23 protein-coding genes and 1 pseudogene are annotated in these 25,308 nt (G+C 70.1%); 20 read left to right on the top strand and 4 right to left on the bottom strand.

Annotated features, from left to right (window positions below):
* The first annotated feature begins 33 nt into the window (after positions 1-33).
* From A8W25_RS04530 to A8W25_RS04520, 3 genes are all read left to right on the top strand, one after another.
* On the top strand, positions 34-735 hold the full coding sequence (locus tag A8W25_RS04530) for an HAD family hydrolase (protein ID WP_067156050.1): 702 nt from the start codon (positions 34-36) through the stop codon (positions 733-735).
* A 514-nt stretch (positions 736-1,249) separates the two neighbouring features.
* Positions 1,250-2,854, top strand: coding sequence for an ABC transporter substrate-binding protein (locus A8W25_RS04525; RefSeq protein ID WP_067156047.1), 1,605 nt, complete (start codon positions 1,250-1,252; stop codon positions 2,852-2,854).
* A 113-nt stretch (positions 2,855-2,967) separates the two neighbouring features.
* A complete protein-coding gene (locus A8W25_RS04520; RefSeq protein WP_067156044.1) occupies positions 2,968-4,554 on the top strand; it encodes an ABC transporter substrate-binding protein in 1,587 nt (528 codons plus the stop codon).
* A gap of 98 nt (positions 4,555-4,652) precedes the next feature.
* Here the strand turns inward: A8W25_RS04520 and A8W25_RS04515 are convergent, their stop codons facing one another.
* Together A8W25_RS04515 and A8W25_RS04510 are read right to left on the bottom strand one after the other, a co-directional pair.
* The gene (locus tag A8W25_RS04515) at positions 4,653-5,324 is read right to left on the bottom strand and encodes a response regulator (protein WP_053723497.1); all 672 of its coding nucleotides are present in this window, start codon (positions 5,322-5,324) and stop codon (positions 4,653-4,655) included.
* Positions 5,325-5,459: 135 nt separating this feature from the next.
* Positions 5,460-6,317 carry a RecB family exonuclease gene (locus A8W25_RS04510; protein ID WP_234386172.1) on the bottom strand — a complete coding sequence of 286 codons (858 nt, stop codon included), beginning with the start codon at positions 6,315-6,317 and terminating at the stop codon, positions 5,460-5,462.
* A 103-nt stretch (positions 6,318-6,420) separates the two neighbouring features.
* On the opposite strand from A8W25_RS04510, the gene A8W25_RS04505 reads away from it, so the two are divergent.
* The 3 genes from A8W25_RS04505 to A8W25_RS04495 all read left to right on the top strand — a co-directional run bounded on the left by A8W25_RS04505 (position 6,421) and on the right by A8W25_RS04495 (position 9,438).
* Positions 6,421-7,671 (top strand): site-2 protease family protein, encoded by a 1,251-nt coding sequence (locus tag A8W25_RS04505; protein WP_067156042.1) that lies wholly within the window; start codon positions 6,421-6,423, stop codon positions 7,669-7,671.
* Between the two features lie 73 nt (positions 7,672-7,744).
* Positions 7,745-8,632, top strand: a complete 888-nt coding sequence (locus A8W25_RS04500) for a tRNA (adenine-N1)-methyltransferase (RefSeq protein ID WP_067156039.1) — start codon at positions 7,745-7,747, stop codon at positions 8,630-8,632.
* Between the two features lie 233 nt (positions 8,633-8,865).
* Positions 8,866-9,438 (top strand): hypothetical protein, encoded by a 573-nt coding sequence (locus tag A8W25_RS04495; protein WP_067156036.1) that lies wholly within the window; start codon positions 8,866-8,868, stop codon positions 9,436-9,438.
* A gap of 37 nt (positions 9,439-9,475) precedes the next feature.
* Here the strand turns inward: A8W25_RS04495 and A8W25_RS04490 are convergent, their stop codons facing one another.
* Positions 9,476-9,754 carry a ferredoxin gene (locus tag A8W25_RS04490; RefSeq protein ID WP_067156033.1) on the bottom strand — a complete coding sequence of 93 codons (279 nt, stop codon included), beginning with the start codon at positions 9,752-9,754 and terminating at the stop codon, positions 9,476-9,478.
* A gap of 277 nt (positions 9,755-10,031) precedes the next feature.
* Between A8W25_RS04490 and arc the strand changes: the two genes are divergently transcribed.
* The 7 genes and pseudogenes from arc to A8W25_RS04460 all read left to right on the top strand — a co-directional run bounded on the left by arc (position 10,032) and on the right by A8W25_RS04460 (position 16,704).
* Positions 10,032-11,798, top strand: a complete 1,767-nt coding sequence (gene arc / locus A8W25_RS04485) for a proteasome ATPase (protein WP_067156029.1) — start codon at positions 10,032-10,034, stop codon at positions 11,796-11,798.
* Between the two features lie 245 nt (positions 11,799-12,043).
* Positions 12,044-13,555: a depupylase/deamidase Dop gene (gene dop / locus A8W25_RS04480; protein WP_420708399.1), complete on the top strand. Its 1,512-nt coding sequence runs from the start codon at positions 12,044-12,046 to the stop codon at positions 13,553-13,555.
* Between the two features lie 131 nt (positions 13,556-13,686).
* Positions 13,687-13,905 (top strand): ubiquitin-like protein Pup, encoded by a 219-nt coding sequence (locus A8W25_RS04475; RefSeq protein ID WP_067134420.1) that lies wholly within the window; start codon positions 13,687-13,689, stop codon positions 13,903-13,905.
* Between the two features lie 89 nt (positions 13,906-13,994).
* Positions 13,995-14,188 (top strand): annotated as a pseudogene (locus A8W25_RS31935) (endonuclease domain-containing protein); the annotation flags it as partial.
* Positions 14,140-14,985: a proteasome subunit beta gene (gene prcB / locus A8W25_RS04470; protein ID WP_067156023.1), complete on the top strand. Its 846-nt coding sequence runs from the start codon at positions 14,140-14,142 to the stop codon at positions 14,983-14,985. The pseudogene A8W25_RS31935 and the gene prcB, both read left to right, overlap by 49 nt.
* Positions 14,986-15,031: 46 nt before the next feature.
* The gene (gene prcA / locus A8W25_RS04465; RefSeq protein WP_067156020.1) at positions 15,032-15,781 is read left to right on the top strand and encodes a proteasome subunit alpha; all 750 of its coding nucleotides are present in this window, start codon (positions 15,032-15,034) and stop codon (positions 15,779-15,781) included.
* A 185-nt stretch (positions 15,782-15,966) separates the two neighbouring features.
* Positions 15,967-16,704, top strand: coding sequence for an SseB family protein (locus A8W25_RS04460; RefSeq protein WP_067156016.1), 738 nt, complete (start codon positions 15,967-15,969; stop codon positions 16,702-16,704).
* Between the two features lie 72 nt (positions 16,705-16,776).
* On the opposite strand, the gene A8W25_RS04455 is transcribed toward A8W25_RS04460, so the two are convergent.
* Positions 16,777-17,142 carry a DUF1844 domain-containing protein gene (locus tag A8W25_RS04455; protein WP_067156013.1) on the bottom strand — a complete coding sequence of 122 codons (366 nt, stop codon included), beginning with the start codon at positions 17,140-17,142 and terminating at the stop codon, positions 16,777-16,779.
* A gap of 340 nt (positions 17,143-17,482) precedes the next feature.
* Here A8W25_RS04455 and infC point away from each other — a divergent pair, with 340 nt between their 5' ends.
* The 7 genes from infC to pheT all read left to right on the top strand — a co-directional run bounded on the left by infC (position 17,483) and on the right by pheT (position 25,179).
* The gene (gene infC, locus A8W25_RS04450) at positions 17,483-18,154 is read left to right on the top strand and encodes a translation initiation factor IF-3 (protein WP_079125797.1); all 672 of its coding nucleotides are present in this window, start codon (positions 17,483-17,485) and stop codon (positions 18,152-18,154) included.
* 100 nt (positions 18,155-18,254) lie between these two features.
* Entirely contained in the window at positions 18,255-18,449 is a 195-nt protein-coding gene (gene rpmI, locus A8W25_RS04445) for a 50S ribosomal protein L35 (RefSeq protein WP_030754426.1), read from the top strand.
* A 107-nt stretch (positions 18,450-18,556) separates the two neighbouring features.
* Positions 18,557-18,940: a 50S ribosomal protein L20 gene (gene rplT, locus A8W25_RS04440; RefSeq protein WP_003970214.1), complete on the top strand. Its 384-nt coding sequence runs from the start codon at positions 18,557-18,559 to the stop codon at positions 18,938-18,940.
* A gap of 397 nt (positions 18,941-19,337) precedes the next feature.
* Positions 19,338-20,174 carry a TrmH family RNA methyltransferase gene (locus A8W25_RS04435; RefSeq protein WP_067156008.1) on the top strand — a complete coding sequence of 279 codons (837 nt, stop codon included), beginning with the start codon at positions 19,338-19,340 and terminating at the stop codon, positions 20,172-20,174.
* An 82-nt stretch (positions 20,175-20,256) separates the two neighbouring features.
* The gene (locus A8W25_RS04430; protein ID WP_067156006.1) at positions 20,257-21,381 is read left to right on the top strand and encodes a sensor histidine kinase; all 1,125 of its coding nucleotides are present in this window, start codon (positions 20,257-20,259) and stop codon (positions 21,379-21,381) included.
* 148 nt (positions 21,382-21,529) lie between these two features.
* Positions 21,530-22,651 carry a phenylalanine--tRNA ligase subunit alpha gene (gene pheS / locus A8W25_RS04425; RefSeq protein WP_079125796.1) on the top strand — a complete coding sequence of 374 codons (1,122 nt, stop codon included), beginning with the start codon at positions 21,530-21,532 and terminating at the stop codon, positions 22,649-22,651.
* Positions 22,651-25,179: a phenylalanine--tRNA ligase subunit beta gene (gene pheT / locus A8W25_RS04420; protein WP_067156000.1), complete on the top strand. Its 2,529-nt coding sequence runs from the start codon at positions 22,651-22,653 to the stop codon at positions 25,177-25,179. The genes pheS and pheT overlap by 1 nt, the downstream gene beginning before the upstream one ends.
* Positions 25,180-25,308: the final 129 nt, after the last annotated feature.

The raw sequence follows: 25,308 nt of genomic DNA, 5'->3' as shown, positions 1-25,308 counted from the left end.
CGGCCTTCTCGTCCCTCCAGGAGGTGTGCCCGGATGACCACCACGGTTCCCGCGCCCGTAACCGGTACGGCCGAAGGCTCCGCCCTCGAAGCCGTCTTCCTCGACATGGACGGCACACTGGTCGACACCGAGGGGTTCTGGTGGGACGCCGAGGTGGAGGTCTTCGCCGCGCTCGGCCACCAGCTCCAGGAGAGCTGGCGCGACGTCGTGGTGGGCGGCCCCATGACCCGCAGCGCCGGGTTCCTCATCGAGGCCACGGGTGCGGACATCACCGTCCCCGAGCTCACGGTCCTGCTCAACGACGGCTTCGAGGCGCGCATCGGCCGAGGGGTGCCGCTGATGCCCGGGGCCGCCCGGCTGCTGGGCGAGCTCGCCGAGCACTCGGTGCCCACCGCCCTGGTCTCCGCCTCGCACCGGCGGATCATCGACCGGATCCTGCACTCGCTCGGCCCGCGCAACTTCGCGCTCACCGTCGCCGGGGACGAGGTCGGCCGCACCAAGCCGCACCCCGAGCCGTATCTGTTCGCCGCCTCGGGCCTCGGCGCGGACCCCACCAGATGCGCGGTCATCGAGGACACCGCGACCGGTGTGGCGGCCGCCGAGGCGGCCGGCTGCCGGGTGGTGGCGGTGCCGTCCGTCGCCCCCATCGAGGCCGCCTCCGGCCGGGTCGTCGTCGAATCCCTCGAACAGGTCGACCTGGCTTTTCTGCGGACCTTGATCACGCGCATGAACTGATTCGTTCACACAGCGCGACTCCTGAATGCGGCGCAAACTGATCGCATCCGAGCGTGCATTTTCCGTGACCTCGTAAGAAGATCACGGCACCATCACAACGGCGGAATTCACGACGGGTCAACGCCTGTCAAGAGGGTGACCTTCGTCACCTGATCTGCCGTCAATGACCCCCGGCAAGGGCGTCTCCGGGTGCTCCGGAGGTGCCCTTGTGTCCTGTTTGGTGATCTCCTGTACGAAAGATTCCCTCGCTCCGATATCGGTGGGCCGCTATTTCCGGCCACTGCGTGGCGTGTGAATGGAGCAGGCCCAGTACGGGCTTTCCCGGCCCGCCCACTAATCTCGTCGCGAGAACTTCGCCGCACCCTCAACTGCCCCGGCACCCACCAAGCCGCCGGGCGCGCAGGTCCGATCGTACGTACCGGCCCGATCGCCCCCGCCCCGACCGGGCGGCCGCGGCGGAGTCTTCCGTACACCGCTGTACCCCAGTGCCGGACACATAGGGAGAACGTCCAGGATGAACCGCAAGACTTTGGTGCTGCTGCCGGCCGTAGTGGGCCTGCTCGCCCCCGTACTCGCCGCATGTGGCGGCGCGGGAAGTGGGGGCGACGGCGGCAAGGCCATCGTCGTGGGCACCACGGACCAGTTCGTGGTCACCAAGGACGCGCCCGCTCCCTTCGACCCGGCCTACGCGTACGACACCGGCGCCTGGAACGTGCTGCGCCAGACCGTGCAGATGCTGGTCCACGTGCCGCGCGGCGGCGGTGAGCCGGTCCCGGACGCGGCCTCCAGCTGCTCGTTCACCGACAAGGAGAACGAGAGCTACCGCTGCAAGCTGCGCAGCGGCCTCAAGTTCGCCGACGGCTCCAAGCTGACCGCCGCCGACGTCCACTACTCCATCCAGCGCGTCCTGAACATCAAGGACGACAACGGTCCCGTCGCTCTGCTCGACAACATCGACACGATGGAGACCAAGGGCGACGACGAGATCGTCTTCCATCTGAAGACCCCCGACGCCACCTTCCCGTACAAGCTCGCGACGCCCGCCGCCGCGATCGTGCAGAAGGACAAGTACCAGCCCAAGAAGCTGCGCGGCGGCTTCGAGGTCGACGGATCCGGCCCGTACACGCTCAAGGCCGAGTACAAGGGCGACCAGGTCGTCAAGGCCGTCTTCAGCAAGAACCCCCACTACAAGGGGGACTTGAAGGTCAACCACGACAAGGTCGAGCTGCGCTCGTTCCCCGACGCCGACTCCATGGGCACCGAGCTCGAGTCCGGCAAGATCGACATGATGACCCGCTCCATGTCGCCGGAGCAGATCCAGAAGTACTCGGTCACCCCGCCGAAGAACGTCAACCTCGTCGAGATGCCCGGCCTGGAGATCCGCTACCTGGGCTTCAACACCAACGACCCGTCGGTGAAGAACAAGGCCGTCCGCCAGGCGATGGCCGCCGTCGTCGACCGCGGCGCGCTGGCCTCCAAGGTGTACGGGGCGACCGCCGAGCCGCTCTACTCGCTCATCCCGACCTCGATCGCCGGGCACACCAACTCGTTCTTCAACAAGTACGGCGAGCCGAGCAAGCAGAAGGCCGCGGGCATCCTGAAGGCCGCGAACATCCCCACCCCGGTGAAGCTGACGCTGAACTACACGGGCGACCACTACGGCCCGGGTACCGCCAAGGAGTTCTCGATCCTGCGGGACCAGCTGAACGCCACCGGGCTGTTCGCCACCACGCTCAAGGCGACCGACTGGCCCAAGTACCGCCCGGCCCAGAAGGCCGGCGAGTACGCCGTCTACGGCCTCGGCTGGTTCCCCGACTTCCCGGACCCGGACAACTACGTCGCGCCCTTCCTCGGCCGCGACAACTTCCTCAACTCGCCGTACTCCAACGTCGAGGTGCGCAACACCCTGATCCCGGAGTCCCGGGTCGCGGCGGACCGCAACCAGGCCTCCAAGCCGTTCGAGAAGATCCAGGACATCGTCGCCAACGACGTCCCCGTGCTGCCGCTGTGGCAGGGCAAGCAGTACGTCGCCGCCCGCAGCGACATCACGGGCACCGAGTGGGCGCTCAACTCCTCCGCCGACCTCCAGCTCTGGGAGCTGGGCCGCGGCGTGAAGTAACGCAGGACCCGGCCGCGATTCTTCACGTGCCGGCAAGCAATTTCAGTGAGGCCGCGGCTGCCGGGGGGCGACCCCCGGGCCCCGGCCGAGCAACGACTGTGAGGCACTTGCACGTGAAGATACGGAACCGATGGCTGACGGCCCCGCTCGCCGCGGGGCTGGCAGCCGGTCTCCTCAGCGGCTGCGGCTCGGAGGACGGATCCTCGTCCGGGAGCGGCGACTCGGTGGTCATGGGGATGTCGGACGACATCCAGGCCACCGACCCGGCCTCCGGCTACGACCCGGGCTCCTGGCTGCTGTTCAACAACGTCTTCCAGTCGCTGCTCAGCTTCCCCAAGGGAAGCTCCACCCCGCAGCCCGAGGCGGCCGAGCGCTGCTCGTTCGACAAGGGAGGCTCCCAGGTCTTCCGCTGCACCCTGCGCTCCGGTCTGAAGTTCAGCAACGGCAACGCGCTGACCTCGCAGGACGTCAAGTTCTCGTTCGAGCGGGTGCTGCGCATCAACGACGCCAACGGGCCCGCGCCGCTGCTCTCCACCCTGGGCAAGATCGACACCCCGGACAAGCAGACGGTCGTCTTCCACCTCAAGGTGCCGGACGCCACCTTCCCCAGCAGGATCGCCTCGGGTGCGGGCTCGATCGTCGACCACGAGACGTACCCGGCGGACAAGCTGCGCACCGACAACAAGGCGGTCGGCTCGGGCGTCTACAAGCTCGACGCCTTCGGCGAGAACGAGGCGAGCTTCTCGGTCAACTCGGGCTACAAGGGCAGCGCCAAGGTCAAGAACTCCGGCATGACCATGAAGCTCTACCACGGCCGTCAGAAGGACCTGGCGGACGCGCTGAAGCAGGGCGACATCGACCTCGCCTACCGCGGTCTCACCGCCAAGGACATCGCCGACCTCCAGGCCGCCAGCGTGGCCGACAAGAAGGGCGTCAAGGTCGTCGAGGGCACCGGCGCCGAGGTCCAGCACCTGGCCTTCAACATGAACGACCCGGTCGCCGGCAAGCTCGCCGTCCGCAAGGCCATCGCCTACCTCGTCGACCGCGAGGCGCTGGTGCGCGACGTCTACAAGTCGACCGCGACGCCGCTCTACTCGATCGTCCCGTCCGGCATCACCGCGCACAGCACCGCGCTGTTCGACATGTACGGCGGCAGTCCGCAGCCCGCGAAGGCCAAGCAGGTCCTGCACAAGGCCGGCCTCACCGGCAAGGTGAAGCTCACCCTGTGGTCGACGCCGATCCGCTACGGACCGGGCACCGACGAGGAAATGCGGACCATCGCCAAGCAGCTCAACGCGAGCGGGCTGTTCGAGGCCGATGTGAAGTCGGTCGAGTTCAAGCAGTACGAGAAGGACATCGCGGCGGGCAAGTACGGCGTCTATGTGAAGGGCTGGATCCCCGACTACCCGGATCCGGACAACTTCACCTCGCCGTTCTTCGGCAAGGACAACGTGCTGTCCAACCGCTACGTCAACAAGGCGATCACCGACGAGATCATCCCGTCGACCGCCGCCACGGAGGACCGCTCGGCCACCGAGGCCGACTTCAGCCGCCTCCAGGACCTCGTCGCGGCCGATCTGCCGATCCTGCCGCTGTGGCAGGGCAAGCAGTACGCGGTGGCCCGCGAGGGCGTGGTGGGCCTGGAGTGGACCCTGGACCCGTCGACGGTCTTCCGGTTCTGGGAGATCAGCAAGAACTAGGCGCTCCGCTTCGCCGTGAACGCGAGCGAGGGGGGTGCGGGGTCAACCCCGCACCCCCCTCGTGCTGTTCCGCTCCGCCGCGCTCGGGCGGGCTCGGGCTACTGCGCTCCGGGCCGGACCAGGCCGCTCTCGTACGCGTACACCGCCGCCTGGACCCGGTCGCGCAGGCCCAGCTTGGTCAGCACATGGCCGACGTGCGTCTTCACCGTCGTCTCGCTGACGAACAGGTCCGCGGCGATCTCCGCGTTGGAGAGCCCGCGTGCCACCAGCTTCAGGACCTCGACCTCGCGGTCGGTGAGCGTGTGCAGCGTGTCCGGGACCGGCTCCTCACCCGAGGGGAGGTGGTCCGCGTATTTGTCGAGCAGCCGGCGGGTGATCGACGGGGCGAGCATCGCCTCGCCCGCCGCGACCACCCGGATCGCCTGCACCAGCTCATTGGCCGGGGCGTCCTTCAGCAGGAAGCCGCTGGCCCCCGCCTTCAGCGCCTCCACCACGTACTCGTCGAGGTCGAAGGTGGTCAGCACCAGCACCTTGGCCGGGCCGTCCTTGCCCGGGCCGCTGATCTGCCGGGTCGCCTCCACGCCGTCCATCCGGGGCATCCGGATGTCCATCAGCACCACATCGGGCTGGAGCGCCCGCACCTGGTCGAGGGCCTGGAGACCGTCGCCGGCCTCGCCCACCACCGCGATGTCCTGCTCGGCCTCCAGGATCATCCGGAAGCCGGTGCGCAGCAGCGGCTGGTCGTCGACCAGTAGGACGCGGATCGCCACGGGAACTCCTCATCAGGATTGCTGGACCGGGTCCATTCTGCCCTGCTCATCCCGCGCCACCCCGGCTGGGAGCACCTGGAGCGGCTGTCCTCACCCGGGGGGCGCCCCCGGATCCCCGGCCCGGGGCGTCGCACTTCAGCCTGCGGAATCCCCGACCTGGATCAAAGGAAGCGGATAAGCCGGGGGAGTCCCCCCGAATTCCGGACAGACCGCCTGGTGGTCGCACCAGCCGCACAGCTTGGTCGGCCGCGGCCGCCAGTCACCCGTCTCGGTGGCCAGCCGGATCGCCTCCCACAGGGCGTGCAGCTTCCGCTCCACCTGGTGCAGATCCGCCTCCACCGGGTCGTACGTCAGCACGTCCCCGCTGCCCAGGTACACCAGCTGGAGGCGGCGCGGCAGCACGTTCTTCAGCCGCCAGACCACCAGTGCGTAGAACTTCATCTGGAACAGGGCACCCTCCGCGTACTCCGGACGCGGGGCCTTGCCCGTCTTGTAGTCGACGATCCGGACCTCGCCGGTCGGCGCCACGTCGACCCGGTCGATCACGCCGCGCAGCCGCAGCCCCGACTCCAGCTCCGTCTCGACGAAGAACTCGCGCTCCACCGGCTCCAGGAGGGTGGGGTCCTCCAGGGAGAACCACCGCTCCACCAGCCGCTCGGCCTCGGCCAGCCACTTCGCCAGCCGCTCGCCCTCGGCGTCCTCGGCGAACAGCTCCGTCAGCTCCGGCTTGGACTCCAGGAGCCGGTCCCACTGGCCCGGGATCATCGCCTTCGCGCGCGGAGCGGTGCGCTCCGCCGCCGGGTCGTCGAAGAGGCGCTCCAGCACCGCGTGCACCAGCGTGCCGCGGGTCGCCGCCTCGCTCGGCTTCTCGGGGAGCTTGTCGATCACCCGGAACCGGTACAGCAAGGGGCACTGCATGAAGTCGTTCGCCCGCGACGGCGACAACGACACGGGTCGCCGGGCCGCCGCGGCCCCTTCGGTGCTCGTATCCATGACACAGACCCTACGACCCGCCACTGACAGCGAGCGGAATACCATCGACGACGAGCCCCCTCACACTGCATGATCGTGACAGAAGCACCGACGAAGGGACACCGTGGACGAGAGCGGCGACAGCAAAAGGCCGCAGTCCGGCGCGGGCGACGAGGACCCCGGCGCCGCGCCCGGCAGCGGCAAGTCGCCCCGTGGACCGGAGCCGGGCGGCGGACTCCTCATGGGGCGCCCCTTCGGCGTGCCGGTCTACGTCGCCCCCAGCTGGTTCCTGGTCGCGGCCCTGATCACCTGGGTCTTCGGCGGCCAGCTCGACCGTGTGCTGCCCGAGCTCGGCGCCGCCCGCTACCTCGTCTCGCTCTTCTTCGCGGTCGCCTTCTACGCCTCGGTGCTGGTCCACGAGCTGGCCCACACCGTCGCCGCGCTGCGCTTCAAGCTCCCCGTGCGCCGCATCCAGCTCCAGTTCTTCGGCGGCGTCTCCGAGATCGAGAAGGAGACCGAGACCCCGGGCCGCGAGTTCGTGCTCGCCTTCGTCGGCCCGCTGCTCTCGCTGGTCCTGTCGGGGCTGTTCTACCTCGGTATGCAGGCCGTCGAGCCCGGCACCGTCCCCGGTGTGCTGCTCGCCGGACTGATGATCTCCAACCTGATCGTGGCGGGCTTCAACCTGCTGCCCGGACTGCCGCTGGACGGCGGCCGGATGCTCCGCGCCGTGGTGTGGAAGATCACTGGCAAGCCCATGAGCGGCACCGTCGCCGCCGCCTGGGTCGGCCGCGCCCTCGCCGTCACCGTCCTCATCGGCCTCCCGCTGCTCACCCAGACCGGCGCCCTCGGCAACGCGCCGGAAGAGGTCGACGGCATGGACACCGTCACCGACGCGCTGCTCGCCGCGATCCTCGCCGCGATCATCTGGACCGGCGCGGGCAACAGCCTGCGGATGGCCCGGCTGCGCGAGCACCTGCCTGAGCTGCGCGCCCGCAACCTCACCCGCCGGGCCGTCCCGGTCGAGTCGAGCACCCCGCTCTCCGAGGCGCTGCGCCGGGCCAACGAGGCCGGGGCGCGGGCCCTGGTCGTCGTCGACGGCCACGGCGACCCCACCGGTCTGGTCCGCGAGGCGGCCATCGTCGGAGTGCCGGAGCACCGCCGTCCCTGGGTCGCGGTCAGCGGTCTCTCCCAGGACCTCACCGACGGGATGCGCGTCCCGGCCGAGCTGGCCGGCGAACCGCTGCTCGACAAGCTCCGCGCCACCCCCGCCACCGAGTACCTGGTGGTCGAGGAGACCGGGGAGATCTACGGGGTGCTCTCGGCGGCCGACGTCGAAAAGGCCTTCGTCGCGGCGATGGCCCGGCCCACCGCGTAACCGCCGGCCCGTCCCGACCGCGCCCGCGCAGGCCGTGGCGCTCCGCGGTCAACAGGGCCGGTACCCTGTTCGTATGTCCGAACCGACCGGTGCCGCCCGCCGTCGCGGGCCCTTCAAGGTCGGGGACCAGGTCCAGCTCACCGACCCCAAGGGACGCCACTACACGTTCACGCTCGAAGCCGGGAAGAACTTTCACACCCACAAGGGTTCCTTCCCGCACGACGAGCTGATCGGCGCTCCCGAGGGCAGTGTTGTCCGTACCACCGGGAACGTCGCGTACCTCGCGCTGCGCCCGCTGCTCCCCGACTACGTCCTGTCCATGCCCCGCGGCGCCGCCGTGGTCTACCCCAAGGACGCGGGGCAGATCCTGGCCTTCGCCGACATCTTCGCCGGCGCGCGCGTCGTCGAGGCGGGTGTGGGCTCCGGCTCGCTCAGCGCCTTCCTGCTGCGCGCCATCGGCGACCACGGCATGCTCCACTCCTACGAGCGCCGCGCGGACTTCGCCGAGATCGCCCAGCAGAACGTGGAGCGCTACTTCGGCGAGCCGCACCCCGCCTGGCAGCTCACCGTCGGCGACCTCCAGGACAACCTGTCGGACACCGATGTCGACCGCGTCATCCTGGACATGCTCGCCCCCTGGGAGTGCCTGGACGCCGTCTCCAAGGCGCTGGTGCCCGGCGGCATCCTCTGCTGCTACGTGGCCACCACCACCCAGCTCTCGCGCACCGTCGAGGCCATCCGCGAGATCGGCTGCTTCGCCGAGCCGCAGCCGTGGGAGTCGATGATCCGCAACTGGCACGTGGAGGGCCTCGCGGTCCGCCCCGACCACCGGATGATCGGCCACACCGGCTTCCTCGTCACCGCCCGCCGTCTCGCGGACGGCGTCGAGCCCCCGCTGCGCCGCCGCCGCCCCGCCAAGGGCGCGTACGGAGACGACTACGAGGGCCCCAACAAGGACTGACGAGCCCGTCAGCACAACGCACCGGCGCCGCCGCCGAGTTCCCGGACACTCCGGGGAACTCGGCGGCGGCGCTTTTCCGTTGGAGGCAGGGGAGGTACGGACGGAGGTACGGACACAGCGGCGCGCGAGGCGGCGCAGAACGTCCGGACCCCGCTGTTCCGCCCGACTGTGACGTGTGGCACGATGCTGGCCACTCCCACCAACCGCACCGCCCCTCACAGGAGACCCACCGCGTGCAGAACGCCGCCGTCCCCGAGCTCGCGCACACCCACGCCCGCCCGGTGCACTGGCTGGCCACGGCCGCCGCGATGGCCGGTGTCGTGGCGCTGGCCGGCTGGCTGCAGCCCGAGGCCGCCAAGGCCTCCCAAGGGGCCCCCGGAGCCCGTGTGGCGGCGGCTCCGGCCCCCGACACGGCGGCCGTCGTCTACCCGCTCCAGTGCGGCTCGGTGGGCACCCGGGTGGCGTCCCGGGCCACCGGGGACCTCGACGGCGACGGCAGTCCCGAGACCGTGGCCGTCGTCCACTGCCGGGCGGGCTCGGGCACCCCGCCGAGCGGGATCTACGTGCTGACCCGGCCGGCCGTGAAGGGCGCCCCGCCCCGTCTGGTGGCGACGCTGGCCGACCCCCGCGAGAAGCTGAGTGTCCTCGGCCTCGCGGTCCAGGACGGGGCGGTCACCGCGACCCTGCTCGGCTACTCGTCGGCGAGCGTGCCGCGCTGCTGCCCCGACCAGGAGCAGAAGGCCAAGTGGCGCTGGCAGGGCGGGAAGTTCGTCCGGAGCACCCAGTCCCCGGCGCCGAGCATCTGATCCGTCACCCAGCGTACGGACTCCGTCACTTACCGTCTCAGTCGGCGTCCGGCCCGTAGACCTCGACGCTGTCCGAAACCCGTCGTACATGAATGCAGTCGCCCGGGCAGTCCTTCACCGAGTCGACGACGTCCTGGAGCAGGGGCAGCAGGACCGGTGTCGCGGCGCCCGGCGTCTGCAGCAGCTCGTCGTCGGCGCTCTTCACATAGGCCAGACCGTCGATGTCCAGCTCGAAGACCTCGGGCGCGTACTGGACACAGATGCCGTCGCCGGTGCAGAGCTCCTGGTCGATCCAGACTTCAAGAGCGTCGTTCATGTCGCCTGCCGTTCGTGCGCGGTGCTGTGTTCGTACGGTGTGCCCCACCTCACGGGACGGCCGAGCAATCGGTACCAGTCCTGACGGGTGTTGACCGACTCGACGATACAACCGCCCGCTTTCCGATGTTGATGGGTGGGTATTCCCCTGGCGTGAGGGAGAGCGCAAGGGTGAAGATCGGACACACCCCGAGGTCTTTGTGATCTAGGGGTTTCAATCACCACCCGCCCAGGTAGGGTCAGGAAGCGTCCAGCTCCCCTTGGAGGAGGTGAGGACCGTGGCAGCCCACGACGACGACATCAACCGCGGCATCCGGCCGGGGCGGGGGTCTGAGGACCCAGCCGGCCAGGTTGCCTATCTAGAGCAGGAAATCGCCGTCCTGCGACGTAAGCTCGCCGACTCTCCGCGTCATACGAGGATTCTCGAAGAGCGGATCGTCGAGCTGCAGACCAACCTGGCGGGTGTGTCCGCGCAGAACGAGCGGCTCGCCAATACGCTCCGCGAGGCCCGGGACCAGATCGTGGCCCTCAAGGAGGAGGTCGACCGGCTCGCACAGCCGCCGGCCGGCTTCGGTGTCTTCCTGCAGTCCAACGAGGACGGCACCGCCGACATCTTCACCGGGGGCCGCAAGCTCCGGGTGAACGTCAGCCCCAGCGTCGAGCTCGACGAGCTCCGGCGCGGCCAGGAAGTCATGCTCAACGAAGCGCTCAACGTGGTCGAGGCCATGGAGTTCGAGCGCGCCGGGGACATCGTCACCCTCAAGGAGATCCTGGAGGACGGCGAGCGCGCCCTGGTGGTCGGGCACACCGACGAGGAAAGGGTGGTGAGGCTCGCCGAGCCGCTCCTGGACATCACCATCCGCCCCGGCGACGCCCTCCTGCTCGAACCCCGCTCCGGCTATGTGTACGAGGTGGTCCCCAAGAGCGAGGTCGAGGAACTCGTCCTCGAAGAGGTCCCGGACGTCGACTACGACAAGATCGGCGGACTCGGCGGCCAGATCGAGATGATCCGCGACGCGGTCGAGCTCCCGTACCTCTACCCGGACCTCTTCAAGGAGCACGAACTGCGGCCGCCCAAGGGCATCCTGCTCTACGGGCCGCCCGGCTGCGGCAAGACGCTCATCGCCAAGGCCGTCGCCAACTCGCTCGCCAAGAAGGTCGCCGAGGTCACCGGCCAGCCCGCGGGGAAGAGCTACTTCCTCAACATCAAGGGCCCCGAACTCCTCAACAAGTACGTCGGTGAGACCGAGCGTCACATTCGCCTGGTCTTCCAGCGAGCCCGGGAGAAGGCCAGCGAGGGCACCCCCGTCATCGTCTTCTTCGACGAGATGGAGTCCCTCTTCCGCACCCGCGGATCCGGCGTCAGCTCGGACGTGGAGAACACCATCGTCCCGCAGCTGCTCGCCGAGATCGACGGTGTGGAGGGCCTGGAGAACGTCATCGTCATCGGCGCCTCCAACCGCGAGGACATGATCGACCCGGCCATCCTGCGCCCCGGGCGCCTGGACGTGAAGATCAAGATCGAGCGGCCGGACGCCGAGGCGGCCAAGGACATCTTCGCCAAGTACCTCACGGCCACCCTGCCGCTGCACTCGGACGACCTGTCCGAACACAGCGGTTCCAAGGACGCCGCGGCACACGCGATGATCCAGTCCGTCGTCGAGCAGATGTACGCGGAATCCGAGGAGAACCGCTTCCTGGAAGTCACGTACGCCAACGGCGACAAGGAAGTCCTCTACTTCAAGGACTTCAACTCCGGCGCCATGATCCAGAACATCGTGGACCGGGCCAAGAAGATGGCCATCAAGGCCTTCCTCGACCACAACCAGAAGGGCATCCGGGTCTCCCACCTCCTCCAGGCCTGCGTGGACGAGTTCAAGGAGAACGAGGACCTGCCCAACACCACCAACCCCGACGACTGGGCCCGTATCTCCGGAAAGAAGGGCGAGCGGATCGTGTTCATCCGTACCCTCGTCACCGGAAAGCAGGGCGCGGACACCGGGCGCTCCATCGACACGGTGGCCAACACCGGTCAGTACCTGTAGAACACGGGGCGGCTGCGGGTGCCCGACCGGGCATCCGCAGCCGACTGCTTTTCCGGCCAAAAACAGGCCAGAGACCGACCAAGAGCAATGACGGAATTGATCTCCCCACCAGCGCAAAGGCGTTCTAGGCTCTTCCGTACCGCCGCGTCGCGCAGTGCGGGGACGGGCACCGCACACGCACCGGAGAATCAGCGGTACTTGAGCGCCGCTCCCGGAGGGGAGCGCCGCCGGGCAAGGAGGGCCGCATGACCGTACGGCGAGTAATGGGCATCGAGACGGAGTACGGCATCTCCGTCCCCGGCCACCCCAATGCCAATGCCATGCTCACCTCGTCCCAGATCGTCAACGCCTACGCGGCGGCGATGCACCGGGCGCGCCGCGCCCGCTGGGACTTCGAGGAGGAGAACCCGCTGCGGGACGCCCGCGGCTTCGACCTCGCCCGCGAGGCCGCCGACTCCAGCCAGCTCACCGACGAGGACATCGGCCTCGCCAACGTCATCCTCACCAACGGGGCACGGCTCTACGTCGACCACGCACACCCCGAGTACAGCTCGCCCGAGGTCACCAACCCGCGCGACGCGGTGCTGTGGGACAAGGCCGGCGAGCGCATCATGGCCGAGGCGGCCGAACGCGCGGCGCAGCTCCCCGGCGCCCAGCCGATCCACCTCTACAAGAACAACACGGACAACAAGGGCGCGTCCTACGGCACGCACGAGAACTACCTGATGAAGCGGGAGACCCCGTTCTCGGACATCGTGCGCCACCTCACCCCGTTCTTCGTCTCCCGCCAGGTCATCACCGGCGCCGGCCGCGTCGGCATCGGCCAGGACGGGCACGAGCACGGCTTCCAGATCAGTCAGCGCGCCGACTACTTCGAGGTCGAGGTGGGTCTGGAGACCACCCTCAAGCGCCCCATCATCAACACCCGCGACGAGCCGCACGCGGACGCGGAGAAATACCGCCGGCTGCACGTCATCATCGGCGACGCCAACCTCTCCGAGATCTCCACCTACCTCAAGCTCGGTACGACGGCGCTCGTCCTCTCCATGATCGAGGACGGTTTCATCAACGTCGACCTCGCCGTCGACCAGCCGGTCCGCACCCTCCACCAGGTCTCCCACGACCCCGATCTGCGCCATCTCGTCACCCTGCGCAGCGGCCGCACCCTGACCGCCGTACAACTCCAGATGGAGTACTTCGAGCTGGCGCGCAAGTACGTGGAGGAGCGGTTCGGCGTCGACGCCGACGACCAGACCAAGGACGTCCTCGGCCGCTGGGAGGACGTGCTCAACCGGCTGGAGAACGACCCGATGAGCCTGTCCGGCGAGCTCGACTGGATCGCCAAGCGGGAGCTCATGGAGGGCTACCGGCGGCGCGACGGCCTCGGCTGGGACGCGGCCAGGCTTCACCTCGTCGACCTCCAGTACGCCGACGTACGGGCCGAGAGGGGCCTCTACAACCGGCTGGCGGCCCGCGGGAAGATGAAGCGCCTCCTCGACGAGCCCGCGGTCTCCCGGGCCCGGGCGAAGCCCCCGGAGGACACCAGGGCGTACTTCCGCGGCCGCTGCCTGGAGCAGTACGCGGACGACGTCGCCGCGGCCTCCTGGGACTCGGTGATCTTCGACCTGCCGGGCCGGGACTCGCTCCAGCGCGTACCAACCCTGGAACCGCTTCGCGGAACGCGTAATCACGTGAAGGAGCTGCTCGACCGCTGCCGGACGGCCGAGGATCTGGTCCGGGTGCTCTCGGGCGGCTGACCCGGGGCTGAAAAGTCGACGGCGTGGGAAACACAGAGGTAGGCCCCGCACGTTCCACCAAGTGCGGGGCCGATGTCAGGCCCTGCTTGTAGGGTCTGATCAAGGACATCGAACCGAGCGGGGTGAGGTAGATGGCGACCAAGGACACCGGCGGCGGACAGCAGAAGGCCACGCGTTCCACCGAGGAGGTCGAGGAGCAGACCCAGGACGCGCAGGCTTCCGAGGACCTCAAGGAGCGCCACGAGAAGCTGTCCGACGACGTCGACTCGGTGCTGGACGAGATCGACGATGTGCTGGAGGAGAACGCGGAGGACTTCGTCCGCTCCTTCGTTCAGAAGGGTGGACAGTAGTCCACGGATGTGAACGGCGAAGGGTGTGGGTGAGGGAGCGACGGCTCCCTCCGGCGGGGCGGCACCCGGTGTGCCCAACCCGCCCTTCCGCCCTCGCCGTTCATGTGGATCACCGCCGCGGGAGATGGGTAAGGTCCGTGGCGTACGGTGCTTCAACTGCAATTCGGCCATCGGCAAGTTGGGAGACGATCCCGACACAGTTCGTCGGGCTGCCGCCTACCTGGAGGGAACCTCGTGGAAGCCAACACTCGTGGCACAGGGCGTCTACCAGCTGCCTTCCTGACGCCGGGCTCGTCCTCGTTCATGGACTTCCTGTCCGACCACTCGCCGGAGATGCTGCCCGGCAAGCGCGTACTGCCGCCCGTGCAGGGGCATGTGGAGGCGCCGCACGGCACCACCATCGTCGCCGCCACGTTCCCCGGCGGCGTGGTGCTCGCCGGTGACCGGCGGGCGACGATGGGCAACATGATCGCCCAGCGCGACATCGAGAAGGTCTTCCCCGCCGACGAGTACTCGGCGGTGGGCATCGCCGGCACCGCCGGTCTCGCCGTGGAGATGGTCAAGCTCTTCCAGCTGGAGCTGGAGCACTTCGAGAAGGTCGAGGGCGCCACCCTCTCCCTGGAGGGCAAGGCCAACCGGCTCTCCACGATGATCCGCGGCAACCTCGGCATGGCCATGCAGGGCCTGGCCGTGGTCCCGCTCTTCGCGGGGTACGACGTGGACCGCGACAGGGGCCGCATCTTCTCCTACGACGTCACCGGCGGCCGTTCCGAGGAGCACGGCTTCGCGGCCACCGGCTCCGGCTCGATCTTCGCCCGGGGCTCGATGAAGAAGCTCTACCGCGACGACCTCACCGAGGCGCAGACGACGACCCTGGTCGTCCAGGCGCTCTACGACGCGGCGGACGACGACTCGGCGACCGGCGGTCCCGACGTCGCCCGCCGGATCTATCCCATCGTCACCGTCATCAGCGACGAGGGCTTCCGGAGGCTGACCGACGCGGAGTCCTCCGAGATCGCCCGCTCGATCCTGGAGCGGCGTCTGGAGCAGCCCGACGGCCCGCGCGCCGCGCTGCTCTGAGGCCGCAGAGATGACCCCGCCACTGACAGAAAGGGACGGATAGCCGGTGTCGACGCCGTTCTATGTCTCACCCCAGCAGGCCATGGCCGACCGTGCCGAGTACGCCCGCAAGGGCATCGCGCGCGGCCGCAGCCTGGTCGTGCTGCAGTACGCCGACGGCATCGTGTTCGTCGGCGAGAACCCGTCCCGCGCGCTGCACAAGTTCAGCGAGATCTACGACCGGATCGGCTTCGCGGCCGCCGGCAAGTACAACGAGTACGAGAACCTCCGCATCGGCGGTGTGCGCTACGCGGATCTGCGCGGGTACACCTACGACCGCGACGATGTGACGGCCCGTGGTCTGGCGAACGTGTACGCGCAGACACTGGGCACCATCTTCTCCAGCGTCGGCGAGAAGCCGTACGAGGTGGAGCTGGTGGTCGCCGAGGTCGGGGCGACGCCGGAGGAGGACCAGATCTACCGGCTGCCGCACGACGGCTCGATCGTGGACGAGCACGGCTCGGTCGCGGTCGGCGGCAACGCGGAGCAGATCAGTACCTTCCTGGACCAGCGCCACCAGGACGGTATGTCGCTGGCGGAGGCGCTGAAGCTGGCCGTGCAGGCCCTGTCGAACCAGACGAACGGCGCCGAGCGGGAGATCCCCGCGGAGCGTCTGGAGGTCGCGGTGCTCGACCGGACGCGGCCGCAGCAGCGGAAGTTCAAGCGGATCGTCGGCCGTCAGCTGTCCCGTCTGCTGCAGACGGAAGAGGCGAGCGCCGAGCCGACCGAGGTGCCGTCGGACAACGACGACGAGTAGAAGTCGCCACAGAGGCCCGTGCTCCCCGCCGCCCGCCAGGTCGTACACCCCCACTGACAGCGAGCCCTGGGCCACCGTCGCCACCCTCGCGTCCAGATCCACCCCCACGACGTTACGGTCCGGGCCGCCCGCCGGGGAATTCCCCTGGTGCGGGGGCCGGGGCGGGCCCCGGTTAGGCTCGTGCCGTGGCGCTCAAGAACATCCCGGACCCCGGTTTCTCCGACGACGACGGCACCGCCGACCCCGAACTCACGGCGGCGCTCGCCGCCTGGGCCGAGGACAGGGGGAGCGGCGCGGCCCAGTCCCGCGTCCTGGCCGCGCTCAAGGGCGCCCGGCTGCTCGTCCCCGTCGTCGCCGTGCTCGGCGAGGTGGAGACCGACGAGAACGGGCTGCGCCGCGAGAAGACCAGCGACATGGCGGTGCCCACGCTCACCGCGGGCGACCGCAAGGCGCTGCCCGCCTTCACCTCGCTCGCCTCGCTCGCGCTGTGGGACCCGGAGGCCCGGCCCGTCGCCGTACCGCTGCACCAGGCGCTCCAGGCCGCCGCGCACGAGCGCGCCGACACGGTCGTCCTCGATCTGGCGGGGCCCGTCGCGTACGAGCTGAAGGGCGGCGCGCTGCTCGCCCTGGCCGAGGGGCGCACCAGCGCGGACCCGCTCGACGACCCGGCCGTCATCGAGGCGGTGCGCACGGCGGTCGCCGCCGAGCCCGCCGTCCTGCGCGCCCACCTCGGCCCCGGCAGCGCCGACGGCACGCTCGTCCTGGTGCTGGCCGACGGAGCGGTGCCGGCCGAGGCCGCGCGCCGGGTCGTCGAGCTGCTCGCCGCCGACGAGGTGCTGCGCGCCCGTCTCGTCCGGGGCCTCGACCTCGCCCTGCTCCCGGCCGCGGCACCGCAGCCCAACGCCCCCCTGTTCACGCGCTGAGCGGACGACGGACACAAAGAGGCGCCCCCGGGGAACCGGGGGCGCCTCACTTCGTACGGGAGGGAGCGGCGACTAGCCGTATACCGGGCCCGTGTACTTCTCGCCGGGGCCCTGGCCGGGCTCGTCCGGGACGATGGACGCCTCGCGGAAGGCGAGCTGGAGGGACTTCAGGCCGTCGCGCAGCGGGGCGGCGTGGAACGAGCTGATCTCGGTGGTGCTGGCGTCGAGCAGACCGGCCAGCGCGTGCACGAGCTTGCGGGCCTCGTCCAGGTCCTTGTGCTCGTCGCCCTCCTCCGTCAGTCCGAGCTTCACCGCGGCGGCGCTCATCAGGTTCACGGCGACCGTGACGATCACCTCGACGGCCGGGACCTCCGCGATGTCGCGGGTCATGGTGTCGAAGTCGGTGGTCCCGGAGGACTGGGGGGCGTTCTCACTCATGCCCCACACGATAGGCGCTGCGGCGGTGTGCGCACGATTGGCCCCCGTGCCGGTGTGCTGCTAACCTTGTGTAACGACCGGCCAGGTACTCCCATGTGCCCGGCCCACAAGTGGAGGCTCCGATCTCCCACCTGACTGCCCTCCGGGGCGGCGGGTCATCCGGTCAGACGGTAGCCATCGTTCCGTACGGACGATGGAGCCGTCCGATGTGCGCCCCGCGGTTGACCGCGGCGGTGTTCCGGTTGTTCATGGAGCCCCGCCTGTGTCCCGTCCGGGGCATTTTTCATGTGCCGTGATGGTTGGTCCCGAGTGAAAGTACGCGCTTGTCTGCCAGACAGGCGTGTGGTGCTACCGAGGAGGATCCATCAGCGCCGAGCCCCGCATCAACGACCGGATTCGCGTTCCCGAAGTGCGACTTGTCGGTCCCAGCGGCGAGCAGGTCGGGATTGTTCCGCTTGCCAAGGCCCTGGAGCTCGCACAGGAGTACGACCTGGACCTGGTCGAGGTCGCGGCGAACGCCCGTCCGCCCGTGTGCAAGCTCATGGACTACGGGAAGTTCAAGTACGAGTCGGCCATGAAGGCCCGTGAGGCGCGCAAGAACCAGGCGCACACGGTCATCAAGGAGATGAAGCTCCGGCCGAAGATCGACCCGCACGACTATGACACCAAGAAGGGTCACGTCGTCCGGTTCCTCAAGCAGGGCGACAAGGTCAAGATCACGATCATGTTCCGTGGTCGTGAGCAGTCCCGGCCGGAGCTCGGCTACCGACTGCTCCAGCGCCTCGCTTCGGACGTGGAGGACCTCGGCTTCGTCGAGTCCAGCCCGAAGCAGGACGGCCGAAACATGATCATGGTCCTCGGTCCGCACAAGAAGAAGACCGAGGCGATGGCCGAAGCCCGCGAGGCGCAGGCCGCCCGCAAGGCGGAGCGCCAGGGTCTGCCGGCCGAGGCGGACGACTCCGTTGAGGAGCCGGTCGTCGAGGCGTCGGCCGAGGAACCCGCCGAGGCCTGATTCCCGGGCAGCCAGCCCAGGACAACCGATACATATGACGCTCCCGCGCGCCGGTCCCCGGACCGGCTGGGGGCGCCACTGACGAGGAGATAACGGCGCTATGCCGAAGAACAAGTCGCACAGCGGTGCCAGCAAGCGCTTCAAGATCACCGGCTCCGGCAAGGTGCTCCGTGAGCGTGCCGGCAAGCGCCACCTGCTCGAGCACAAGTCGTCCAAGCTGACGCGTCGCCTCACCGGCAACGCCGAGATGGCCCCGGGCGACGCCAAGAAGATCAAGAAGCTTCTCGGCAAGTGACGTTCCTCCGCCTCCGGTTCAACCGGGGGCGGGACGTCGAGACCGGGACCTATTCGAATTCGGGCCGTGTGATCACGCACCACGGCCCCGCTACAAGGAGTTAACAAGTGGCACGCGTCAAGCGGGCAGTCAACGCCCACAAGAAGCGCCGGGCGATCCTCGAGGCGGCCTCCGGCTACCGCGGTCAGCGTTCGCGCCTGTACCGCAAGGCCAAGGAGCAGGTCACCCACTCGCTGGTCTACAACTACAACGACCGCAAGAAGCGCAAGGGCGACTTCCGTCAGCTGTGGATCCAGCGCATCAACGCCGCTGCCCGCCAGAACGGCATGACGTACAACCGCCTCATCCAGGGTCTGAAGGCCGCCAACATCGAGGTGGACCGCAAGATCCTGGCCGAGCTCGCGGTCAACGACGCCAACGCGTTCGCCGCGCTCGTCGAGGTGGCCCAGAAGGCCCTCCCGAGCGACGTCAACGCCCCGAAGGCCGCGTAAGCGCCTGACGGCTTGTTGAGCCGGACCGGACCCGCAGGCCGATGGCCTGCGGGTCCGGGTGCGTTACGGGACCTTTCCCGGGGGCGGCGCCCCCCGGGCCCCCGCACCGGGGGCTCCGCCCCTCGACCCCGCTCCCGGGGGTCGCGCTTTCCGGCCCGGTTCAGGGGGGTGCGCCCCGGGTTCCTGCTCCCGGGGGCTGTGCCCCTCAACCCCGCTCCCTGGGCTGCGGCCCCCGACCCCGCTCGGGGGGTGCAACCCGGGTCCCTGCTCCCGGGGGCCTGCGCCCCTCGACCCCGCTCCGGGGCCCCGTGTCCGGCGGGTCGGTCCCGGTCCGTAGCGCCGTGGGCCGTAGGCCGCACGTTCCCGTTCCACCTCGTAGAGAGAGACCCGCGAGCACATGCCCATGCCCGAGCTGATCTCCCCGCGCTCCCCCCGCGTCGCTGCCGCCAGGCGGCTCGCGCGGCGTAACTTTCGTGGCAAGGAGCGCCGGTTCATCGCCGAGGGGCCGCAGGCCGTCCGGGAGGCCGTGGAGCACCGCAGCGGCGGCGAGGCGACGCTGACCGAGCTGTTCACCACCGTCGAGGCGGCGGAGCGGTACGCGGACATCGTGGCCGCCGCCCGCGACGCCGGGGCCCGGGTGCACTACGCGGACGACGAGGTGCTCGCCGAGGTCTCCCAGACCGTCACCCCGCAGGGGCTGGTCGGTGTCTGCCGCTTCCTGGACTCCCCGTTCGAGGACATCCTCAAGGCGCGGCCCAAGCTCGTCGCCGTCCTCGCGCACGTCCGCGACCCCGGCAACGCCGGCACCGTACTGCGCTGCGCGGACGCCGCCGGTGCCGACGCGGTCGTCCTCACCGACGCCTCCGTCGACCTGTACAACCCCAAGTCGGTGCGCGCCTCGGTCGGTTCGCTCTTCCATCTGCCGGTCGCCGTCGGCGTACCGGTGGAGCAGGCCGTGCAGGGGCTGCGGGACGCCGGGGTGCGCATCCTCGCCGCCGACGGAGCGGGCGAGGACGACCTCGACGACGAGCTCGACGCGGGCACCATGGGCGGTCCCACCGCCTGGATCTTCGGCAACGAGGCCTGGGGCCTGCCGGAGGAGACCAGGGCGCTGGCGGACGCCGTGGTGCGCGTCCCGATCCACGGCAGGGCCGAGAGCCTCAACCTGGCGACCGCCGCCGCGGTGTGCCTGTACGCCTCGGCGCGGGCCCAGCGCACCCGTACTCCTCGCTGAGGGGGTCCGCACCGTCACCTCCAGCTAGTAGTGTGACGGGCTCGGGGGCCCACTGTGCGCTTCGGAGAGGTGGGATACGGGGATGGCTGTCGGCGTGAGGACCATCGGCGAGAATGCCCTGGTGCGCCCTTCCGGTGGCCCGGACGCCCTGGGGATAGACCCCGAGGACCTGCCCGACGGTCTCGTCGTCGCCGACGAGAAGGGCCGGGTCATCTGCTTCAACGCGGCCGCCGCCCGGATCACCGCGGTCGCCAGGCGCGACGCGCTCGGCGTGGAGCTGGAGCGCGCCCTGCCGCTTGAGGACCTCAAGGGCCGCCGCTGGTGGCAGCTGACCGACCCGTACGGCGGACTCGCCATCCGCGTCGGCCAGCCCGAGCGCAATCTGCTGCTGCCCGGCGGGCGCGAGGTGCTGGTCTCCGCGCGGTACGTGCGCGAGCACCCCACCGGACCGGTGCGCCGGGTCGTGGTGAGCCTGCGCTCCACCGAGGCGCGGCGGCGCACCGAGCGCTCGCACGCCGAGCTGATCGCCACCGTCGCCCATGAGCTGCGCTCGCCGCTGACCTCCGTCAAGGGGTTCACCGCGACGCTGCTCGCCAAGTGGGAGCGGTTCACGGACGACCAGAAGCGGCTGATGCTGGAGACCGTCGACGCCGACGCCAACCGCGTCACCCGGCTGATCGCCGAGCTCCTGGACATCTCCCGGATCGACTCGGGCCGCCTGGAGGTGCGCCGCCAGCCGGTGGACATAGCGGCCGCCGTCGGCCGGCACATCCAGGCCCATGTGGCCTCCGGACAGGTCCCCGACCGCTTCCTCGTCCGCATCCAGCGCCCGCTGCCCGATCTGTGGGCGGATCCCGACAAGATCGACCAGGTCCTGGGCAACCTGCTGGAAAACGCGGTGCGCCACGGCGAGGGAACCGTCACCATCGAGGTGGCACCCGCGCCCGTCCGTATCGACGAGCACGACGAGAAGGGAACGGCCGTCACCGTGAGCGACGAAGGCCCCGGCATCCCCGAGGAGTCGATGGGCCGTGTCTTCACCCGCTTCTGGCGGGGCAGCAAACGCGGCGGCACCGGCCTCGGCCTCTACATCGTCAAGGGCATCGTGGAGGCGCACGGCGGGACGATCGCGGTGGGCCGCGGCTCCGGCGGCGGCGCCGAGTTCCGATTTATCCTGCCCGTCAGCGCCCCGGCCTACCTCCAGTAGCGACCGCCGGGCCGCCCACGGGCGCATCCGCACGTACCCACCCCGTTAGACTCGACCTTTGGCGCGTTCGTGTCCGTGCTGTCGCGCGGCCCAGTCGCTGTCGCGGTGGCGGGACCCCCAGCCAAGCCAATCGGAAGTACGGGAAGAGATGTCGGCACCCAATAAGTCGTACGACCCTGTTGAGGTCGAGGCACTGAAACCGGAAGAGATCGAGCGCATGCGGGACGAGGCGCTCGCCGCCTTCGCCGCGGCCGGTGACCTCGAGGCGCTCGCTCACGCGAAGACCGCGCACGCCGGTGGCACCTCGCCCCTGTCCCTCGCCAACCGCGAGATCGGCGCCCTGCCGCCGCAGGCCAAGGCCGCGGCAGGCAAGCTCGTGGGCATGGCCCGCGGCGCCGTGAACAAGGCGCTGGCCGCCCGCCAGAGCGAGCTGGAGGCCGAGCGCGACGCGCGCGTCCTGGTCGAGGAGGCGGTGGACGTCTCGCTGCCGTACGACCGTGTACCGGCCGGCGCCCGCCACCCGCTCACCACGCTCTCCGAGCGCATCGAGGACATCTTCGTGGCCATGGGCTACGAGGTCGCCGAGGGCCCGCAGGTCGAGGCCGAGTGGTTCAACTTCGACGCGCTCAACATCGGCCCGGACCACCCGGCCCGCGGCGAGGCGGACACCTTCTTCGTCCAGGCCGCCGACGGCACGGCGAACTCCGGCACGGTGCTGCGCACGCACACCTCCCCGGTGCAGATCCGCTCGCTGCTCGACCGTGAGCCGCCGGTGTACGTGATCTGCCCCGGCCGGGTCTACCGCACGGACGAGCTGGACGCCACGCACACCCCCGTCTTCAACCAGGTCGAGCTGCTCGCCGTCGACGAGGGCCTGACCATGGCGGACCTCAAGGGCACCCTGGACCACATGGTCCAGTCGCTCTTCGGCCAGGACATGAAGACCCGGCTGCGGCCGAACTTCTTCCCGTTCACCGAGCCGTCCGCCGAGATGGACATGGTCTGCTACGTGTGCCGCGGCGAGTCCGTCGGCAACCCCGACCGCCCCTGCCGCACCTGCTCCAGCGAGGGCTGGATCGAGCTCGGCGGCTGCGGCATGGTCAACCCGAAGGTGCTCACCGCCTGCGGCGTCGACCCCGAGAAGTACAGCGGATTCGCCTTCGGCTTCGGCATCGAACGCCTGCTGATGTTCCGCCACAACGTCGAAGACATGCGAGACATGGTCGAGGGTGACGTCCGGTTCACCCGGCCGTTCGGGATGGAGATCTGATGCGGGTCCCGCTTTCTTGGCTGCGGGAGTACGTCGACCTGCCGGCGACCGAGACCGGCCGTGACGTCCAGGCCAAGCTCGTTTCCGCCGGCCTCGAGGTCGAGACCGTCGAGCAGCTCGGCGCCGGCCTCAAGGGCCCCCTGGTCGTCGGCCAGGTGCTGACCATCGAGGAGCTGGAGGGCTTCAAGAAGCCCATCCGCTTCTGCACGGTCGACGTCGGCACGGCCAACGGCACCGGCGAGCCGCAGGAGATCGTCTGCGGCGCCCGGAACTTCCAGGTCGGCGACAAGGTCGTCGTGGTGCTCCCCGGCGCCGTGCTGCCCGGCGACTTCGCCATCGCCGCCCGCCAGACGTACGGCAAGACCTCGCACGGCATGATCTGCTCCGGCGACGAGCTGGGCATGGGCGACGACGGCAGCGGCGGCATCATCGTCCTGCCGCACGAGCACGAGGCCGGCACCGACGCGATCGCGCTCCTGGAGCTCGTCGACGAGGTCCTGGACATCGCGGTGACCGCCAACCGCGGCGACTGCCTGTCGATGCGCGGTGTGGCCCGCGAGACCGCCATCGCGTACGGTCTGCCGCTGCGCGACCCGGCGCTGCTCGACGTGCCCGCGCCCAACTCGTACGGCTACCCGGTGAAGATCGTCGACCCGATCGGCTGCGACCGCTTCACCGCGCGCACCGTCGGAGGCCTCGACCCCGAGGCCCGCTCGCCGATCTGGCTCCAGCGCCGGCTGCAGAAGGCCGGGATGCGCCCGATCTCGCTCGCCGTCGACGTCACCAACTACGTGATGATCGAGCTCGGCCAGCCGCTGCACGCCTACGACCGCTCGCTGGTCGACGGCCCCATCGGCGTCCGCCGCGCCGAGCCCGGCGAGGTGATCACCACCCTCGACGGCGCCAAGCGCAAGCTGGACGCCGCCGACCTGGTCATCACCGACAACCGCGGCCCGATCGGGCTTGCCGGTGTGATGGGCGGCGCCAACACGGAGATCGCCGACTCGGTCACCGACCCGCAGACCGGACAGGTCACGGGTACCACCGAGGTGGTCATCGAGGCCGCGCACTTCGACCCGGTCGCCATCGCCCGCAGCGCGCGCCGCCACAAGCTGACCTCCGAGGCGTCCAAGCGCTTCGAGCGCGGCGTCGACCCGCAGGCCGCCTCCGCGGCCGTCCAGCGGACCGTCGACCTGCTGGTGCTGCTCGCGGGCGGCACCGCCGAGGCCGGCGTCACCGAGGTCATCGCGCCCTCCGCGCCGCGCACCATCTCCGTCTCCGCCGACCACCCGGACAAGGTGGCGGGCGTCGACTACGGCCGCGAGACCGTCGTGCGCCGCCTCCAGGAGATCGGCTGCGACGTCTACGGGCAGGACGAGCTCGTCGTCACCGTGCCCTCGTGGCGCCCCGACCTCACCGAGCCGAACGACCTCGCCGAGGAGGTCATCCGGCTGGAGGGGTACGAGAACCTGCCCTCCACCCTGCCGAAGCCGCCCGCCGGCCGCGGTCTGACCGAGCGCCAGCGGCTGCACCGCCGGGCGGGCCGCGCGCTCGCCGGCGCCGGTTATGTGGAGGCGCTGAACTACCCGTTCGTCTCCGAGCAGGTCTTCGACCAGCTGGGCCTGGAGGCCGGCGACCCGGCCCGCCGGGTCGTGAAGCTGGTCAACCCGCTCAACGACGAGGAGCCGGCGCTGCGCACCACGCTGCTGCCGGGGCTGCTCACGGCGCTGCGCCGCAACGACGGCCGCGGCAGCCACGACCTGGCCCTCTTCGAGACCGGTCTGGTCTTCCAGCCGGGCGAGAGCCAGGGCGTCGCCGTCCAGCTGCCCGTCGACCGCCGCCCCACCGACGAGGAGATCGCCGCGCTCGACGCCGTGCTGCCCGCGCAGCCCCGGCACGCGGCCGCCGTCCTCGCCGGTGCGCGCGAGCAGGCCGGCTGGTGGGGCAAGGGCCGCCCGGCGGACTGGGCCGACGCGGTCGAGGCCGCCCGGACCCTGGCCCATGAGGCGGGCGCCGAACTCATCGTCCAGCAGGGCCAGTACGGGCCGTGGCACCCGGGCCGCTGCGCCGAGCTCGCCGTCGTCATCGACAGCGAGATCGTCGTGATCGGCCACGCGGGCGAGCTGCACCCGCGCGTGGTCAAGGCGCTGAGCCTGCCCGAGCGCACCTGCGCCATGGAGCTCGACCTGGATCTGCTCGCGAAGGCCGGAGAGGGCGCCCTGCGGGCCCCGCGGATCTCCACCTTCCCGGTGGCCACCCAGGACGTGGCGCTGGTCGTCGACGCGGAGGTCCCCTCCGCCGCCGTCGAGTACTTCCTGCGCGGCGGCGCCGGTGAACTCCTGGAGTCCATCCGGCTGTTCGACGTCTACACCGGTGAGCAGATCGGCGAGGGCAAGAAGTCGCTGGCGTACGCGCTGCGCTTCCGCGCCGCCGACCGCACGCTGACCGTCGAGGAGGCCTCGGCCGCCCGCGACGCGGCGGTGGCCCTGGCCGCCGAGCGCACGGGCGCGGTGCTCCGCGGGGCGTAACTCCCCGAGGCGGGACCAGGAAGGGCGTATCCGGACCCCCGGATGCGCCCTTCCGGCGTTCGCGCCCCTGCCCGCAGGGCTCTCCTCCAGAACCCCACCCTTCTCACTCGTTCGGGTGAGAAGAGGGAG

This window comes from Streptomyces sp. ERV7 (assembly GCF_001653515.1).
Taxonomy (GTDB): Bacteria; Actinomycetota; Actinomycetes; order Streptomycetales; family Streptomycetaceae; genus Streptomyces.
Note: the sequence above shows the minus strand (reverse complement) of the source record. Positions and strands in the feature narration are given on the sequence as shown.

What these genes read in the sequence shown, in the direction of transcription:
- A8W25_RS04435 (WP_067156008.1), top strand. Translation starts at nt 19,338, where the DNA reads ATGCCCATGCCCGAGCTGATCTCCCCGCGCTCCCCCCGCGTCGCTGCC.
- dop (WP_420708399.1), top strand. Translation starts at nt 12,044, where the DNA reads ATGACCGTACGGCGAGTAATGGGCATCGAGACGGAGTACGGCATCTCC.
- pheS (WP_079125796.1), top strand. Translation starts at nt 21,530, where the DNA reads ATGTCGGCACCCAATAAGTCGTACGACCCTGTTGAGGTCGAGGCACTG.
- A8W25_RS04430 (WP_067156006.1), top strand. Translation starts at nt 20,257, where the DNA reads ATGGCTGTCGGCGTGAGGACCATCGGCGAGAATGCCCTGGTGCGCCCT.
- A8W25_RS04500 (WP_067156039.1), top strand. Translation starts at nt 7,745, where the DNA reads ATGTCCGAACCGACCGGTGCCGCCCGCCGTCGCGGGCCCTTCAAGGTC.
- A8W25_RS04455 (WP_067156013.1), bottom strand. Translation starts at nt 17,142, where the DNA reads ATGAGTGAGAACGCCCCCCAGTCCTCCGGGACCACCGACTTCGACACC.
- A8W25_RS04525 (WP_067156047.1), top strand. Translation starts at nt 1,250, where the DNA reads ATGAACCGCAAGACTTTGGTGCTGCTGCCGGCCGTAGTGGGCCTGCTC.
- A8W25_RS04490 (WP_067156033.1), bottom strand. Translation starts at nt 9,754, where the DNA reads ATGAACGACGCTCTTGAAGTCTGGATCGACCAGGAGCTCTGCACCGGC.
- A8W25_RS04510 (WP_234386172.1), bottom strand. Translation starts at nt 6,317, where the DNA reads ATGGATACGAGCACCGAAGGGGCCGCGGCGGCCCGGCGACCCGTGTCG.
- A8W25_RS04475 (WP_067134420.1), top strand. Translation starts at nt 13,687, where the DNA reads ATGGCGACCAAGGACACCGGCGGCGGACAGCAGAAGGCCACGCGTTCC.
- pheT (WP_067156000.1), top strand. Translation starts at nt 22,651, where the DNA reads ATGCGGGTCCCGCTTTCTTGGCTGCGGGAGTACGTCGACCTGCCGGCG.
- rpmI (WP_030754426.1), top strand. Translation starts at nt 18,255, where the DNA reads ATGCCGAAGAACAAGTCGCACAGCGGTGCCAGCAAGCGCTTCAAGATC.
- A8W25_RS04530 (WP_067156050.1), top strand. Translation starts at nt 34, where the DNA reads ATGACCACCACGGTTCCCGCGCCCGTAACCGGTACGGCCGAAGGCTCC.